This is a genomic window from Sediminicola luteus (assembly GCF_040566555.1).
Classification (GTDB): domain Bacteria; phylum Bacteroidota; class Bacteroidia; order Flavobacteriales; family Flavobacteriaceae; genus Sediminicola.
On the sequence record NZ_JBEWYP010000008.1, the window covers coordinates 52,635 to 67,857 of the forward strand.

At 39.4% G+C, this 15,223-nt stretch carries 14 protein-coding genes; 1 reads left to right on the forward strand and 13 read right to left on the reverse strand.

Features of this window, described 5'->3' with window-relative positions:
- The first annotated feature begins 284 nt into the window (after nucleotides 1-284).
- Nucleotides 285-2,534 carry a catalase/peroxidase HPI gene (gene katG / locus ABXZ32_RS12990; RefSeq protein WP_354619112.1) on the forward strand — a complete coding sequence of 750 codons (2,250 nt, stop codon included), beginning with the start codon at nucleotides 285-287 and terminating at the stop codon, nucleotides 2,532-2,534.
- A gap of 713 nt (nucleotides 2,535-3,247) precedes the next feature.
- Here katG and ABXZ32_RS12995 read toward each other — a convergent pair.
- The 13 genes from ABXZ32_RS12995 to ABXZ32_RS13055 form a co-directional block, all read right to left on the reverse strand.
- Entirely contained in the window at nucleotides 3,248-5,086 is a 1,839-nt protein-coding gene (locus ABXZ32_RS12995) for a type VI secretion system baseplate subunit TssF (protein ID WP_354619113.1), read from the reverse strand.
- Nucleotides 5,087-5,097: 11 nt separating this feature from the next.
- Complete coding sequence (locus ABXZ32_RS13000; RefSeq protein ID WP_354619114.1) at nucleotides 5,098-5,526, reverse strand: GPW/gp25 family protein; 429 nt, start codon at nucleotides 5,524-5,526, stop codon at nucleotides 5,098-5,100.
- Between the two features lie 20 nt (nucleotides 5,527-5,546).
- The gene (locus tag ABXZ32_RS13005; RefSeq protein ID WP_354619116.1) at nucleotides 5,547-6,689 is read right to left on the reverse strand and encodes a hypothetical protein; all 1,143 of its coding nucleotides are present in this window, start codon (nucleotides 6,687-6,689) and stop codon (nucleotides 5,547-5,549) included.
- Nucleotides 6,690-6,769: 80 nt separating this feature from the next.
- The gene (locus ABXZ32_RS13010; protein ID WP_354619117.1) at nucleotides 6,770-7,720 is read right to left on the reverse strand and encodes a hypothetical protein; all 951 of its coding nucleotides are present in this window, start codon (nucleotides 7,718-7,720) and stop codon (nucleotides 6,770-6,772) included.
- A 14-nt stretch (nucleotides 7,721-7,734) separates the two neighbouring features.
- The gene (locus tag ABXZ32_RS13015; RefSeq protein ID WP_354619118.1) at nucleotides 7,735-8,424 is read right to left on the reverse strand and encodes a hypothetical protein; all 690 of its coding nucleotides are present in this window, start codon (nucleotides 8,422-8,424) and stop codon (nucleotides 7,735-7,737) included.
- 17 nt (nucleotides 8,425-8,441) lie between these two features.
- Nucleotides 8,442-9,278, reverse strand: coding sequence for a TssN family type VI secretion system protein (locus tag ABXZ32_RS13020; protein ID WP_354619119.1), 837 nt, complete (start codon nucleotides 9,276-9,278; stop codon nucleotides 8,442-8,444).
- Nucleotides 9,279-9,366: 88 nt separating this feature from the next.
- Complete coding sequence (locus ABXZ32_RS13025; RefSeq protein WP_354619121.1) at nucleotides 9,367-10,080, reverse strand: hypothetical protein; 714 nt, start codon at nucleotides 10,078-10,080, stop codon at nucleotides 9,367-9,369.
- A 117-nt stretch (nucleotides 10,081-10,197) separates the two neighbouring features.
- The gene (locus ABXZ32_RS13030; protein ID WP_354619122.1) at nucleotides 10,198-10,500 is read right to left on the reverse strand and encodes a PAAR domain-containing protein; all 303 of its coding nucleotides are present in this window, start codon (nucleotides 10,498-10,500) and stop codon (nucleotides 10,198-10,200) included.
- 19 nt (nucleotides 10,501-10,519) lie between these two features.
- Nucleotides 10,520-12,307 (reverse strand): type VI secretion system Vgr family protein, encoded by a 1,788-nt coding sequence (locus ABXZ32_RS13035; RefSeq protein ID WP_354619123.1) that lies wholly within the window; start codon nucleotides 12,305-12,307, stop codon nucleotides 10,520-10,522.
- A 49-nt stretch (nucleotides 12,308-12,356) separates the two neighbouring features.
- Entirely contained in the window at nucleotides 12,357-12,758 is a 402-nt protein-coding gene (gene tssD, locus ABXZ32_RS13040) for a type VI secretion system tube protein TssD (protein WP_354619124.1), read from the reverse strand.
- Nucleotides 12,759-12,838: 80 nt separating this feature from the next.
- Complete coding sequence (locus tag ABXZ32_RS13045) at nucleotides 12,839-13,249, reverse strand: hypothetical protein (RefSeq protein WP_354619125.1); 411 nt, start codon at nucleotides 13,247-13,249, stop codon at nucleotides 12,839-12,841.
- Nucleotides 13,250-13,292: 43 nt separating this feature from the next.
- A complete protein-coding gene (locus ABXZ32_RS13050; RefSeq protein ID WP_354619253.1) occupies nucleotides 13,293-14,618 on the reverse strand; it encodes a DUF5458 family protein in 1,326 nt (441 codons plus the stop codon).
- Between the two features lie 97 nt (nucleotides 14,619-14,715).
- Nucleotides 14,716-15,162 carry a hypothetical protein gene (locus ABXZ32_RS13055; RefSeq protein ID WP_354619126.1) on the reverse strand — a complete coding sequence of 149 codons (447 nt, stop codon included), beginning with the start codon at nucleotides 15,160-15,162 and terminating at the stop codon, nucleotides 14,716-14,718.
- Nucleotides 15,163-15,223 lie beyond the last annotated feature (61 nt).

Here is a 15,223-nt window from a genome sequence, read left to right on the forward strand (position 1 = left end):
CATTATACCTAGATGCTGTAACCCGTCATTTTCGATAAGAAAAATTCTCTATTACTGGGAATCCTTATGTATGCAGTGGTATATTACAGGGCAATAGTTAGTTGTCAAGATTCACCATTAAAATGTCATCACTGCTTTTATTATCAAAACATATTTCATCACATCTAGGTTAAATAGAAGTTAAAAATGATCCATAGGTATTATCTATGATGATAGTCATTTGGATAACTATTTAATTTGGTAAATTTAGAATCATAAGTAGAATAGTATAAAAAATCATAAAAATGGAAGATAATAAAACAGACTCCCACGGTAATGCTTTCGATGTTAACAATTCGGAAGCTGGTAAATGTCCCTTTTTGAATGGGGAAATGAACCAAGTGGCCGGAGGAGGAACTAGTATCAGGGACTGGTGGCCTAATCAGCTAAAATTGAATATTCTCAGGCAGAATTCCTCCTTGGTTGATCCTATGGACAAAGATTTCAATTATGCTGAAGAGTTCAATTCCTTGGATTTGAAAGAGATTAAAAAAGATTTGTATGACCTGATGACGGATAGCCAAGATTGGTGGCCAGCAGATTACGGACATTACGGTCCATTTTTTATACGTATGGCTTGGCACAGTGCCGGGACCTACCGTATTGGTGATGGCCGCGGAGGAGCTGGTTCTGGCTCGCAACGTTTTGCGCCCTTGAACAGTTGGCCGGATAATGCAAATCTTGATAAGGCCCGACTTCTGTTATGGCCTATCAAACAAAAATATGGCAAGAAGATATCATGGGCAGATTTGATGATATTGGCAGGAAACTGTGCACATGAATCTATGGGATTGCCCATGTTCGGTTTTGCCGGTGGCCGTGAAGATATTTGGCAGCCAGAAGAAGATATATACTGGGGCTCCGAGACCGAATGGCTTGGAAACAAAGAAAGATATAGTGAAGAAGGAAAACTTGAAAATCCTCTAGGTGCAGCCCATATGGGATTGATCTATGTGAACCCTGAAGGCCATAACGCAAACCCTGATCCTGTGGAAGCTGCACATTACATTCGTGAGACCTTCGGCCGTATGGCAATGAACGATTATGAAACGGTAGCCTTGATCGCAGGTGGACATACATTTGGGAAGACCCATGGTGCCGCCAGTGATACTGATTATGTCGAAGCAGAACCGGCAGGAGCCCCCATTGAAATGCAGGGCATGGGATGGAAGAGCAATTTTGGTTCCGGTATTGGAGCTGATACTATTACCAGTGGTTTGGAAGGTGCCTGGACCAATACACCTACACAATGGAGCCACACCTACTTTAAAAACCTATTCGGTTTTGAATGGGAATTGACGAAAAGTCCGGCTGGGGCTTGGCAATACAAGCCGGTAGGGGATGCTGGTGCCGGTACCGTACCAGATGCCCATGACCCAGAAAAGAAACATGCGCCCTTTATGTTGGTAACAGATCTGTCCTTACGTATGGATCCGGCCTATGAAAAAATTTCCAGACACTTTTTGGAAAATCCGAAAGAGTTTGCCGATGCGTATTCACGTGCTTGGTTTAAACTGACCCACCGCGATATGGGACCCATAGAGCGCTATTTGGGTCCGGAAGTGCCCCAGGAAGAATTAATCTGGCAAGATCCCGTTCCTGCTATTGATCATGCCTTGATCAATGATAATGATGCTGAAGATCTAAAGCAAACAATCTTAGGATCAGGTTTATCAGTTTCCGAATTGGTTTCGACTGCTTGGGCATCAGCATCGACCTTTCGCGGGTCCGATAAGCGTGGTGGTGCAAATGGAGCCCGTGTGAGATTGGCTCCACAGAAGGATTGGAAAGTGAACAATCCGCAGCAATTGGCAAAGGTTCTAAAGACCCTTGAGGGAATTCAAGAGAAATTCAATAACGCCCAAACAGGAAACAAAAGAATATCACTGGCAGATTTAATTGTTTTGGCTGGTTCCGCTGCTGTTGAAAAGGCAGCAAAAGATGCAGGACACGATATTCAAGTGCCATTTGCGGCTGGGCGTTCGGACGCAACTGCAGAACAAACCGATGCAGAAGCATTTGAAGCCTTGGAGCCACGGGCAGATGGTTTCCGCAATTATGTAAAATCTGGCTTGACCCTTAAAGCAGAGGAGCTTTTGGTGGATAAAGCACAATTGATGACCTTGACGGCCCCTGAAATGACAGTATTGGTTGGGGGAATGCGAGTTTTGAATGCCAATTATGACCATTCAAAACATGGCGTATTTACTGATAAACCTGGTACGCTGACCAACGACTTCTTTGTGAATCTGTTGAATATGGGCACTACGTGGAAAGCAACATCTGCTGATGATAATGTCTTTGAGGGAAGCGACAGAAAAACAGGTGCAGTAAAATGGACAGGTACGCGTGTTGACCTAATTTTCGGATCAAACTCTGAACTACGTGCACTTGCTGAGGTCTATGGTTGTGCAGACTCCCAAATGAAATTCGTTAGAGATTTTGTGGCTGCTTGGACCAAGGTGATGAACCTTGATCGGTTCGACTTAGTCTAAAGCATACTGGGCTGAAGATTATGAGCCCAAGCGTATTTATATAATAAAAAAAGGTGGCCTAAGTATATGCCACCTTTTTTATTTCGTGTCCTTAGGTAGTCAATAATTTCGCTGGTACTCCTACAAAAGATATGATGTATTTCAAATTTGTTGCTTAAATGAGTTGTAATACATCTATATGTTTTGATTAAACACCTTGGCCGAAGGCAATAAATTATTGTCTGGAGTTTTACATTGTTAATTCTATTTGCCTCCTAAGGCTTAATTATTAGGGCCCTGTAGGATGTACTAGGCGTATTTTTTCAAGAATGTTTGAAAAAGTGCATCAATAAAATAATTTCAGATATATACCCATCTATAATTCTCCTTAGGAACAAGATCTTTAAAATAGAAAAAGAAAATAGCTTAGTCTTTTTAAATCATTCAATAGCCATCATAATCTTCGTTTCCATATTCATTAAAGTATAGCTTGTTTGTTTAGTAGTTTCAGCAAACAGTTTTGTTATGCATTGAAAGTTTTAATCAAACCGGAACTTTTAATTAATAAAAGATTCAATATTGCCGTTGCATATTTCATGAGGGGCGTAAGCGGATGGGTAAAATCATACAACTAGTTGTCCTGGAAGTTATGATTTTGAAAATTAAATCGGAAAATTACATTCCTACAGCTAAGAAGGCACAATAATTCTATTTGCCAAGTGGAATTTTATACATCAATCATCAAAAAATACCCGATATGGAAACATGTTAGTGGATCGGGTTTCCAGTAACACTACCAATTTCTGCCGAAATGTATTTTGCTCTGTTGGGCTCATGACTAGGCCCTTTTTCAATTGCACATGGGTATCAATGGTTCGAACAAAGCCTTCTGATTTGGTAGTACCTTTTTTGATCCCTTTTTCAATCTTGACCCCAGCAATGGTATCACTAAAATGTTCATAACATAGGGCTTTGATATCTTCTCTGGTGACTACCCTTTCTCCTGACTGTAGGGAGCGCCTACAGGTGTTGATCCGTTCTTCTGTATTCGGCTTCTCTTTACCGCCGGTAGTAGTTGTTATTAGGCGTGTCGCATTGTAATCGAGGTCATCTCCCTTGTATACTTTTAACATCGTGCCCATTCTAATATTATTGGCAGAAGAACAGGAAGTAGACCAGAATTCAACAAATACCTGCCGGTCCCCATCCTGTGGTTTTAGCATCAGGTATGCGGTATCTCCTTTTTCCAGTTGTACATCTTCAATTTTTTTCTCCAAGCGAGCTATGGCCTGGTTAAGTTCCTTAAGGTTTGATGAGATCATATCCGAGCCAATGACATTGAACGCGGCACTTTCCTCTTTCATCAACTCCAGAAGATACTCCAGATATTCCATGGCACGTCGCGAATCGAACCTACCGACGCCATCCAAACGGAGCAAGGCGGAACCTTTGGATATATTGGCCTGGCTCTCAAAATACCGGATCTTATAAGACTCCTCATTGGCATTTGTAACACTTTCTAGGTCAAAGAATACATCCTCAGTTTGTAAGGGTATAATATTGATCAATTCGCGGGTACTGCCGGTAAATTCATTTTGTTTTCTGTTGATAATGGGAAAGCAATTTAGGGAGCAGCTTAAATTTTCAAGAAGCTCATCCGATATCGGTGTCGTGAACTGCACTTCGATCCAAGTGATCGTTTCACTAAGATTCGAAAGTTCATTTTCATCGATGGAAGTAGCCAACGCCTCCGGTAATTTGGTGTGTTCCATATCTACCGTTTCCTCGATACCCTGTAGTTTTAGCGTTACAAACTGGCGGTCAAAGAAACGATTTACATGGGATGCTATTTTTGAGGACAGGTCGTGTTCCCGATCTATCATCTGATATACATCATGATCTCTTTTCCCCAAATCTGATAGCCCTTTTTCGGCATCCACATAAACATTGCCCATTTTCCAGTTGCATGCTTCTAGGCCATCAAAAAAGAATTGTTTTAAATGATCGCTAATAAGATCAAAAAACAAAGTAATATTCCTTTGTTTCTCATTAAGTTCCAACCCAATAAAAATAGAGGTGGGTGGAAGGGGTGATTTGAATTTCTCGGTAACAATATCCTTATATTGATCCTCAACATATTCATACATTCTTTTATGACCCGCAAGATAACGTACCCGGCCGTCCGTTAATCCAAATGTGCCCGTTGGGCTAAAGAATATTTGTTTTTCCTTCGTCTTTATTTCAGATTGGTTACTCACTTTTATGTCTGCATAAAATTGAAATCCGGGGAGTACCTTTGCACTTTTTTTTGATGGTTTTGCATACGCAATGGCATAAGCGGGGTGAGGACTCGTTATGGGTTGCGGGGTGAGAATATTTATAAGGCGTTCAATAATTCGTGATTCAGAATTGTTGATCTCCTTCGAAATTTTTTCCAATTCAAAAGCACAGGACCCTAAAAGCAAGCTGACTAATGGATCGAAAGAGCTCTCTGATTGGGGCTCTGGAAAACCCCATACCTTGGCCGCATTCCGGATCATTCTATTTTTTATCTTATCCTTACTTTCTTGCATGCCTTCTGATTTTAATAATATGATAGAGGCCCCATAAAAAACAATTCTTGATGTTTGAACGGTTCATTTGTTTTACGTATAGTGCCTTCTAACGAAATCTGTATTCTTTGACGGATCCGTTTCTTGTAAATTGTTGTCAATACTTGTTCTATTGCCACATTGACTTTAATATTACTGAGTCTTTTCTCATGACGAGTAACCGTGTTTTGGAGAGATTGCGACAATCTTTCCTTAAAAGCCTGCATATTGTAAACGGTTTCAAAATCAAATTCCCAAAGTTCATTGCCAAATGAATCATCCTGTTTGCATTCCCCAAAGTGTGTAATGCTGATCAAACGGAACATATTGGCTACAGAATCATTCAGGGAGCATCGTTTTAGTTCTTGTTGTCGAGTAATAAGATCGGTCCGTATAGGTATTTGCAAGTATTCATTTGCCATGGCTTCTGTTTTATAAAGTTCTAATCTTCCGCTAGAAAACTTCTTTTCGGCTTTTCTTCTTCTTTGATATAGATATTGGTATCCCTCCGCTTGCCAACGTAATCCAGGTGACTAACAGTCTCAAAAAGTAAGGACATAGTTTGCATAAAAGTCATGAGTTTGGACATAACTGCCGCTATTTCATAATGGTTGTAATCAAAATTTACCGTATCCAGTATTAATTTTTCTAGTTCACCTTGCTTTAAGTTGCACCAATCAGAAAAATAATTAATCATTTTTTCTTTTGTTTCAGGGGTCAATGTATCCAATGTATTCCTCATTAAACGCGCAAATTGGGAAACGGCCTCAAAAAGGGCAACTGGGGGCGAATGTTTTAAGTACAGGCGTTGTTTTGTGATCTGCAATCCCTGAAAGGTGGCTATTTCATCAGCAAACAAAAGCACCGAAGTAGCCAAGGGCGACTTATGTTCTTTCATATGTATTTTGCGGATGATGACCATGATATCCAATTCCAGTTTGCTAAAATAGGAGAGTAGATCGCTTTCCATTTTCAATAAGCGACTATCACTGGAAACCTTGGAACATGGTGGAATATAATGCTTATCTAATTGCGGGACATTTTCTTTGATATGCAACTTCCCGATCACTTGGTAAAAATCCCCAAAACCAGCTTTGTTCATTTGTTCAACTGGTATAATGGATACACTATATTCTGGAATTACATATGGATGTCTGGGAGGGTTTTCTTTGGGGTCTGCATTCCCTATTGGCATGCGGGCATAGGGAAGAATTTTTAGCATTATATAAAAAACCCCTGAATGGCCTTCTGCGGTTTGCACATCAAAATTGTTTAAACTTATCTGGAAATCAGAAAATTCGCTAGTTTCCGTGTCTAGGTCCATAATAAACCCACCTGAGGTAATTGCCATACATCTGTTTACTTTAATATCTACGTGGTTGTGGGCATTTACTTCAAATGAAATTTCAAGAGCAGACTCTCCATTAAACCCGGGAAGAATTCCAAAATTATAGGGAGTTATCAAAGATTTATTTATGACATGTTGTCGGTAGATCATTGCATTTTCCATGCTTATGAAATGATCCTTATTTATCTTCATGCCATCGATCCAATTAACGGAGTACATTCTATGCTTTTCTACCATAATTTCTATGATTGGGTAATTATTCTATTAACTATTGATCAAATCGCTCATGGATCTGACCAATGGATATTTAAAAAAAATTATATAACGGTACTATAACCCATTATAGGTTGGGTTCTATCACTATCAAGTACAAATTCCTGTAGATCTTTCTTCATAGTGACCGCGAATTCAAAATCCATTTCAATGGGAATGAAAAAACTACAAAAACAATCTATAAACCTGGCACAACTTCCGTGCTCCAGGTACGGGTCTACCTCTGTTTTTTTCAATGGTCCTATAGAAAACCGTAACATTTTAAATCCTTCAATAAGATGGCCATCGGAGATAAGGTCCACCCCTAAGCTCGCCATACCCAAAGTAAAGTCATCATTATTTCTTTGATCGCTGTCGGTTTCATTAGTTGCCTCTACCTTATAATAAAGAGCATGGGTTACTTCCTCCTCTAATATGGCACCAAGGCAGTTGGCCGTCATTTCAAAATCCCCGACAATTTCCTTAACAAAAGGTAACATGGCACTTAATTTACTGATCAATTTGTGCGGCAAGGACTCGTCTATTTTCCAAAAACGCAGGAAAAAATCGTCCAAACTGCTATCATTTAGCTTTTGAAGAATTGTTCTTTCCTGTAATGCAAGTAAGGTGCGTTGATAAAAAAATTCATTTTCAAAAGGAAGAAAAAATTTTCTTGATTCCTCTTCAATCTTAGCTTCTTTTTTGGAATTTATGGCCATGCCCTGCCCGGTGGTAATCCCTTCTTCTGGAGAAGTATGGAACAACCCTTCGGGAAGCAGATCATAAAGTCCATCTCTGGAAAGGTGAATGGCCAGCATGTCTTTCATATCATTGACCGCTATCTTTTCTGCTTTTAGGATATCTCTCCCATATCCACGTTTAAACACACTTTTGCATAACACCACAAAATCGGATGGCAAGAATCCGTTTTGAAATAGATCTGCCATTAGCACTTCCGCTCTGATATCAGACGGGAAGGCTTCGATTATCTGGGCGATATGTTCAAAATCTTTCATGGTTATTCCGTTGTTTATTTTATCCCGGATTTAAAATTATTGAGTTTCTTTATGGACTTTTGCAGTTGTCTTTTAATGCTATTAATGCCATTTTGAAGGTCTTTTCGCTTTTTTTGATTACTCAAATCGGCAAGGTCATCTTTGCTGCCCTCAATTTCCACGATTATATCATTTAGATCGCTCACCATGTCTTCTTTGTCCTCGCCAGAGGAACTCACTATCTTATTTGCGGAGATCAAAAATTTGGAAATGGTTACCGTATTTCTATACATATCTCCCCGCCATGTGGTATCGATTTCGGTCTGGTTGTTAATATCCGTGAATATATTGGTCAGTTCCGCATTAAAAGAATCGGGGTCGATATTAGCGGAATCCTTTTTGCCCATCAGATCAATAATATTCTGGATTTTGACAGCCATATAGTTCCTTTCAAAATCTTCATCAGCGATTAATTTTTCTTTATTACCATCTCTTATACTTTGCAGTTTTTCCATCTCCTGATTATGGGTTTTTAGCTGCTCTTTCAATTCATTATTTTTGATTTTTAGCTGATTTTCCAATTCATTATTTTTAATATTTTGCTGCTCTGCGGCAACAAAAGAAGAGAATATGAATGGCACGCTAATGAGAAGTACGCATCCGAAAAGCCATGCTGCGAATTTTAAAATGGTTGCGTTTCGTTCTTTGGTATTTAAAGCTTTCATGGGTCCTGAATTTTGGATTAGAGTGATATTCTTTTACATATGACAGAGGAGTTCTCTTTGATGTTATTGGCTGAAATGGTCATGTCGGCATCTAGATGTGTTTTACCTATGAACATTTTGCCATTCTGGTAAAAAGACCACATTCCTGTCTTATTATGACCGTTTGTGATTTCAATGGGACTATTGGGATTTTTGGAATTGTAATCGCTGATAAAAAAGTAAAATAATTTACCAAGTGTCATGCCTTTTGGAGCCTTGGCCTTAAATATGGTCTTGTTATCTGCAAGCTGCCGGCGTATCTCGAAATTTACGATGATAGGATCGGCCATTTCACTGTTGGTGGGGTCGGCCAAGGTGCCTGGAGTAGGAAATTCCCATGCCTTGTAAAATTTCATGGGAATCTTTGCAAAATTGTCCAAGGCGATTTTTACAAAGGTCGGGGCCACAAAAAAGAAGGCCGGCAAAAAATAAAAGATTGGAAAAGGGCTGTCAAAAAATAAGGTAAATGACAGGGTCACCAAGCCATAGCCAAATAAGCAGATCGCCAAGGTAAATAGTATTCTACTAAAGTTGGTATTTTCTAAATGGATCAATTTTTCAAATAGCGATACATGGAGTATGCCGAGTAATAACACCCAGGCCTGGGTACCTATAAAGACCCAAATGGACAGTTCGGTGAATTCAATTAAACCCAGATTACTTATCAAGGCCAACAGTATGCCAGTAACGACCAAATAAAGCAACAGCTTCCATTTTTTTTTGCCGGTACCGTTTACTATGCCCAAATACAGACCAAGGCATACCAAGGCAAGTATAATAAGGCCACTGAGAAGTATTAAAATATTATTTATCATAGTGTATTAATAAGTTGTTTCTTATTTAATATTCAAATAATCAAAATCTATATGCTATTGATCTATTTAATTTCATTTCGATAGATTATTATTGATCAGATATATTTCCTTCAATATATTTCAGTGTCTTTTCTAATTCTTTATGATAGATTTCTTGCAAACTATCTAAATTTTTGCTAATCTCCTCTAATGATTCTATAAGTGGTTTAACAAGAATTAATTCTTTTTGAATATAATAATCAACCTCAGCAATAGCACGTAAAGCATCCCAAGCATTATCTATTTGGCTTTTATAGTTCGTTGGATTGTGACTGCTGTTAGAGACCTCTTTCTCCATTTTTTGAATTTTGGGATCAACATTTTTTATTGCATCTTTAAGTTTAACTAAATTGCGGTCGATTACTTTTAAACCGTCACCTTTTTTTAATTTTTTTACATTTTCCTTTATAGCTTTTCGGAATTTTTCATCTTCACTTAGCGGTTTATTGTTTACTCTCGACTTAATTTTATTCTTGTATAGGTACTTTCCGGCCGTCAAGGCATAACTAACGGATTTATCATATACTTCAGATACCATTGGAAGAGGTACTTTTTGTAATGCCTTTCCAATGAGACCGGGAAGAACTTTTCGAGGCGCATTTCTTAACATTTTTCTAACTCCTTTATCTCCTACCACATTTTTCGTTAAAAAACCACTGCCACCATACCATGCAGCTCTTTTGAACTTTGCCATTGTTGTGCCACGATCCTTAGCGGCAAATTGCGCATCAGACCACATCAGGTTTACGTTTGAGAATTCCATATTATAATATAAGTTTTGTTAGTTAACATTTGAATTAATATCAATTAATTAGACTATAAAGATTCAATGGTTTTTGAAAAAATTTAGTCTGCTCTATGAATTACTTATAACAAGCTTTCATCCCCCAATCAAAACATTTGGGCAACCTATGACAATCACCCCGCCATGGGCCGTTTGATCGCCCATACGGGCCGCAGGCCTTTTTGAGATCATTACCGTTGCCGAACCTTTGATGATCACATCGGGTGGCCCCACGCAGGTAAGCGTATCGCCCATGACGGCCGCCGGCATTTTACCGATCAGTACATTGGGCACGCCCGGGCCCACAATAGGTCCTCCTACATGGGGTATGGGCGGTACTGCCGGTGTTACGAGCGGGCAGGTGTGCATATCCGTTAATCTTGCTGCTGGTTTTCCCATAATTTTATTATTTAAAAAATTAATTGATCATTACCATAGCACCTTTCACCGTGGTTTGCCCCGCGGCAGAGAGTTCGGCCGTGGCCTTGCCGTTCGCTTTTATACCCACATCGGCACTCAAATCTATGTTCAGGCCAGACATCTTCGCACTTGCAGCTGATGAAATATCGATACCTGTAGTGCCTTTAATAATAACCTTCCCTTTTGAGGTAATTTCTATATCCTTTAAGCTGTCCAAACTAATACCTCCTTTAGTGAGTTCTACCTTGTTCTTGTGCTGGTCGTGCATTATGATCGACTTATCATCATCGCTTAAAACCACTTTGTTCCCACCCGGGGTTTCTATGGTGGTCTCCTTCTTCTTGTCGTCAAAGGCTATTTTTAATTTGCTTCTGGTCAAAATCCCCTTAAAATCGTTATTCTGGTTGACCCATGAGGCTTCAGGTTTGTTTTTGCCATGGTACATACTGCCTAATACATAGGGCTTTTCAGCATTGCCGCCTTCAAAACCCACCAGAACTTCATCGCCGACCTCGGGTATAAAATAAAAGCCCATTTCCGATCCTGAATAGGCATTGGCCAAACGCAACCAGGGGCTCAGCATATTCTTTTCCTGCCAGAAGAAAGCAACCCGTATCCTTCCTAGTTTATCGGGATCATCGTTCTCTTTTACCACGGCGCCTTGTGATTCACAGTGCGGAATGGCATGTGGGTCGGTATAATCGGGTATTTTTGCCTCAGCAGAAATGCCTTCGAAAGTATTTTGGTAATTCATTGTGTTATCGCAGCTATGTTTTAAGGAAGTGATAATATATTCCCCATAATCAACATCACCGTTCTGGTCAACTTTAAGCGCCTTTATGTTCACTTTATTCCCCAGCTTTAGCCCCGGATTTTGACTGCTCCCTTGCATGACCGCCATATTGAGAGACGAAGCGCCTTCCTCGAGGCCCACTACATGATTCAATTCTTTAGTGAAGTCTTTTTCAACAACATTGAGGTGGTTGTAGAAGCTGGTTGATGGATTGCTATATTCTTTCATTGATATGTCGTGTGCATGCCCCCCATATTCATTCAGGTTATCTTTACCGCCAGATTTCTCGGATGCGGTTTCCAAGGTTTCTGCCTTCATAAGATCATACCCGATATTTTTAAATTTTAAAGGGTTCATTTGTATAGAAAAATTAAAATCGGTGAGATCCAACCCTAATTTTAAATCGGTTTTGGTATCCGGTAATTTCCCAAAGAAGAGTTGTGTGCCGTCATAGAAAAACCACTCCCCGTAGCGGGTAGCCAGGCGTCTTATAAAGGCATACCTGCTTTCGTTATACTGTACCGTATAAACCAAACGATCACTTTTTGCCGGATCGATCTTTGATTTTAACACATCTTTCGGGTATGGTTTCAATACCTCATCCGTAATTTGTTTCAAACTTTTATTTTCAAAAGAACTGTTCCCTGGATTATCGCTCATTAAAATATCTGGACTATACCCTGAGAGAATCACATGATCGGCCTGTCCAGTATGTGATTTGGTAGTTTTTATGGACGTGATCATCCCTTTGAACAAATGATCTGATGCTCCTGACTTCCCCTTGATCTTGGCCTCTATGGAGATGCTGATGACCGCACCTATATATTTCTTGGATTTCTCCATGACAAAACTGTCCTTCCCTTCAAATGTATCCATACGGCAAACCACCTCAAATTTATGATGTGTATACATATCTTGATCGATGGTGAGATTTAAAAAGTCTTTCAATTCCTCCCCCTCAATTTCAATTTGTATTTTTGATGCCAGTGCCATAAAACAATAGTGCTTTAAATTGTTTATAATCAAGACTTAATTAATGGGTTCAATAACCCATCCATGCATTGGTATATTTTACACCCGATATCGTCAATTCACGTGTGGAAATAGATAAGGTGGTAACCATATTCGATTGGTCCATAAAATTTTCCTGATAAAAGACCAATCTTGCATCCTTAAATTCCAAGGTTCTAAAGGGTTTGGAATTGGTGTCCCCGGAAAATGAAATTTCCCCACTTTTATCGGCATCTTCTGAGATCATCCATTGTATGATCTCATTATCTTCCAGGCTTGGAAAAGACAGGTTAATGATGCCCCCATTTACTTTGGAGGTAGGCAATCCTTTTTGATCAATTTCTTGCGAAAAATTATAATCGCAAGAAAGCAACTGAATGCCATCTTCCTCATTTTGATGCCCTTGAATATGTAATTTTGCCGATAGAACCATGATAAATTAATAGCTGAACTAATTAATTAAATTTTATAGGTGATACCCTATTGACCGCATCACAGTATAGCATGAATAGCTTAGCGGTTTTTAGATTGGTTAATTTTAACACCGTTGCCAATATTTACCTCACGCCCTACCAGTGAAAGATTGGTTGAAGCATAGTCTGAATCAATGTTTTCAGAATAACTGGTTAAACAAACGTCTTTCAGTTCAATTACCCTTGGGGATTCTTTCCCAGACTCCTTACTTATACTGAACTTTGCCGAACCTTTTATTTCATGATCAGTGATCCATATCATTAATTTTTCAGCAGTTTCAGCCAATGGTGAAACAATGGAAAATGAAAATTCGGATACATTGATCGGAGAAAAATCTATTTCCTGTGTTGTATTGCTCACATCTGCAGAGGAATTTAGCCCAAAACTGATGGACGGTACCTCAAATTTGTCGGATATTCCGTCTACTTCTAAAGTTATAATCGTTGCCATTTTTTATTGTTTTTAGTTAGTACTAATTTTTGAATTGAATTTATTAAGATTGGTCGTATTCCGAGCTCCATTCGGCACCGTCGTCCCCTTTTTGCCCATCCATCTTTATCATAAAGTTCTTGGCAGGAAAATAGGGTTTCATGCTGATATCCAGATAGATGCGATCTTTTTGGTGTTGGTCTTGCTCAAATCTTTTGATGGAAAAGTTTTCTATTAATTTACCAGGTCCAGTAATGTCGGTCAGAAAGCGTACTATTTGACTCAGGATTTCTTTCTTGGTAACGTTATTAAAGTTTTCAAACGCCCTGCGGTTGAGAAAATCCATCATCACTTTGGTAACATAGTCAAAAACCCGCACCACAGAATAGGTCTGTAAGCCAAGGTTGTCACCATTGAAAAGTGTCTTAGCGGAGAAAGCCATTACTTTACCATATTCGTTTACCATAGGGACCAGTCCCATTTTTTCTAGGCTTGCGATCTCACTTTTTTTCAACTGAAAAGTTACACCGTCCACTTCGCTCAGACTACCATGCTTTTTCCCGGCGGCCACTTGGGACATTAGAGTCTGATAAATGGTGCCTGCCAATGCACCAGACGGGGGTACATATAATACTTCTTCTTCGTCCACCTCATCAATTTTATCACGCCCAACAAGCCAGTTACAAGACATCATAACGTTAGAGCGGTACATATCTCCTCCGGTAAGGTTGGCACTCTCAAACATTTCCATAACATCATCTGGGTTGTCAAGGTGCTCAAAATCGGTCACCAGCATCACTTTGTTCTCATGAGACATTTTTGCCCACTTTTCAACCACTTTATTGGAACCCAAGTACCCAGGAATAACAAGAATGCTGTAATTGTTTCTCAAATCCAGCCTGTCATAATTGGCCACCAGCTCCTCATTTACTTTTTCATAGAAACGGGTATTGTCCAAATCTTTAAGTTGCTCCAGATCCGCATTTAGGAACGAAACGTTCTTAAGTTTTTCTTGGGTGGTATTTTTAAAGAACAAGGCTACAGAGCGGTACGAGCGTTCCATGTCCTTTATTTCTGAGATGGTATTTTTCAGATTACTTTTTAAGGTGCTTTTTGCTGAATCGGCTTGTTTTTCACATTTTTCCACCAATTCGGAAACACTTCCACCAGATGCCAGGGTATCTGCCCAGATCTGTAAGCTGCGTTTTAAATCTTCACGTTCACCTTTTCTGGCGGCTTCTGTAAGGAAAATCCTTTTTCTGGCTTTTCGCTCAGGGTTTACATTTTGTATCCCATCAATGGCCATTTCCAAAAGGTCGAATCCGCCAACAATGGCAAGAGTGTCAATACTTTCTTCAAGAATGGCTTGCGGATTGTCTATCTTTTCCATAGATAGTACTTCATGTTGTTTCAATTGCCCCGTTTTTTGTTCGGCTGTATCTTTATCAGGCATGGCTATAGGGTTTAGTTTGTTATTAATTAGTGTTTTACTTGTTATCTTCCAATTCTTTGATTAGGGAATTGATGGCATTGAGCAGGGCTGATTTCTGTCCTTCATCCTCCAATGCTTTTTTCAATAACTTATTGGTTTTGAGCTGCTTTATCATTTTCTGGTTCTGTTCTTTCTGTGCGGTCAGGTCTTTAAGGAAACCACTTTGTGCTGTAATCCCTTTAACTCCAAAGTCGCCGAGATTTTTAAACTGCAGTTTCTCTTTACGGGTACCACCTTCGCTATCTTGGAATTCCATATCAATATTAGGGGCAAAGTGCTCAAAAACATCATTGATAGAATTTAGACCTCCCACAATCTCAGGTTTAATTGGGGCTTCCTTGGATAGTTTTTCTACCATTAAAGTTCTGTTTTGGGGCAGTTCGCTCATTGCCTCGCTTGCATCGCCTTTTACTTCGGATCCGCCTATGTCATAGATAGCCATATTGTTATTTTTTAGGATTAGTATTAAACTATTAATTGTATTGAGGCCTCTTAAATAATTG

Bases quoted from the DNA above. Each gene is read 5' to 3' on its own strand.
- ABXZ32_RS13055 (WP_354619126.1), bottom strand. From the start codon at position 15,162: ATGGCTATCTATGACATAGGCGGATCCGAAGTAAAAGGCGATGCAAGC.
- ABXZ32_RS13050 (WP_354619253.1), bottom strand. From the start codon at position 14,618: ATGGAAAAGATAGACAATCCGCAAGCCATTCTTGAAGAAAGTATTGAC.
- ABXZ32_RS13015 (WP_354619118.1), bottom strand. From the start codon at position 8,424: ATGAAAGCTTTAAATACCAAAGAACGAAACGCAACCATTTTAAAATTC.
- ABXZ32_RS13020 (WP_354619119.1), bottom strand. From the start codon at position 9,278: ATGATAAATAATATTTTAATACTTCTCAGTGGCCTTATTATACTTGCC.
- tssD (WP_354619124.1), bottom strand. From the start codon at position 12,758: ATGGTTCTATCGGCAAAATTACATATTCAAGGGCATCAAAATGAGGAA.
- ABXZ32_RS13045 (WP_354619125.1), bottom strand. From the start codon at position 13,249: ATGGCAACGATTATAACTTTAGAAGTAGACGGAATATCCGACAAATTT.
- ABXZ32_RS12995 (WP_354619113.1), bottom strand. From the start codon at position 5,086: ATGCAAGAAAGTAAGGATAAGATAAAAAATAGAATGATCCGGAATGCG.
- ABXZ32_RS13010 (WP_354619117.1), bottom strand. From the start codon at position 7,720: ATGAAAGATTTTGAACATATCGCCCAGATAATCGAAGCCTTCCCGTCT.
- ABXZ32_RS13005 (WP_354619116.1), bottom strand. From the start codon at position 6,689: ATGGTAGAAAAGCATAGAATGTACTCCGTTAATTGGATCGATGGCATG.
- ABXZ32_RS13025 (WP_354619121.1), bottom strand. From the start codon at position 10,080: ATGGAATTCTCAAACGTAAACCTGATGTGGTCTGATGCGCAATTTGCC.
- ABXZ32_RS13035 (WP_354619123.1), bottom strand. From the start codon at position 12,307: ATGGCACTGGCATCAAAAATACAAATTGAAATTGAGGGGGAGGAATTG.
- ABXZ32_RS13030 (WP_354619122.1), bottom strand. From the start codon at position 10,500: ATGGGAAAACCAGCAGCAAGATTAACGGATATGCACACCTGCCCGCTC.
- katG (WP_354619112.1), top strand. From the start codon at position 285: ATGGAAGATAATAAAACAGACTCCCACGGTAATGCTTTCGATGTTAAC.
- ABXZ32_RS13000 (WP_354619114.1), bottom strand. From the start codon at position 5,526: ATGGCAAATGAATACTTGCAAATACCTATACGGACCGATCTTATTACT.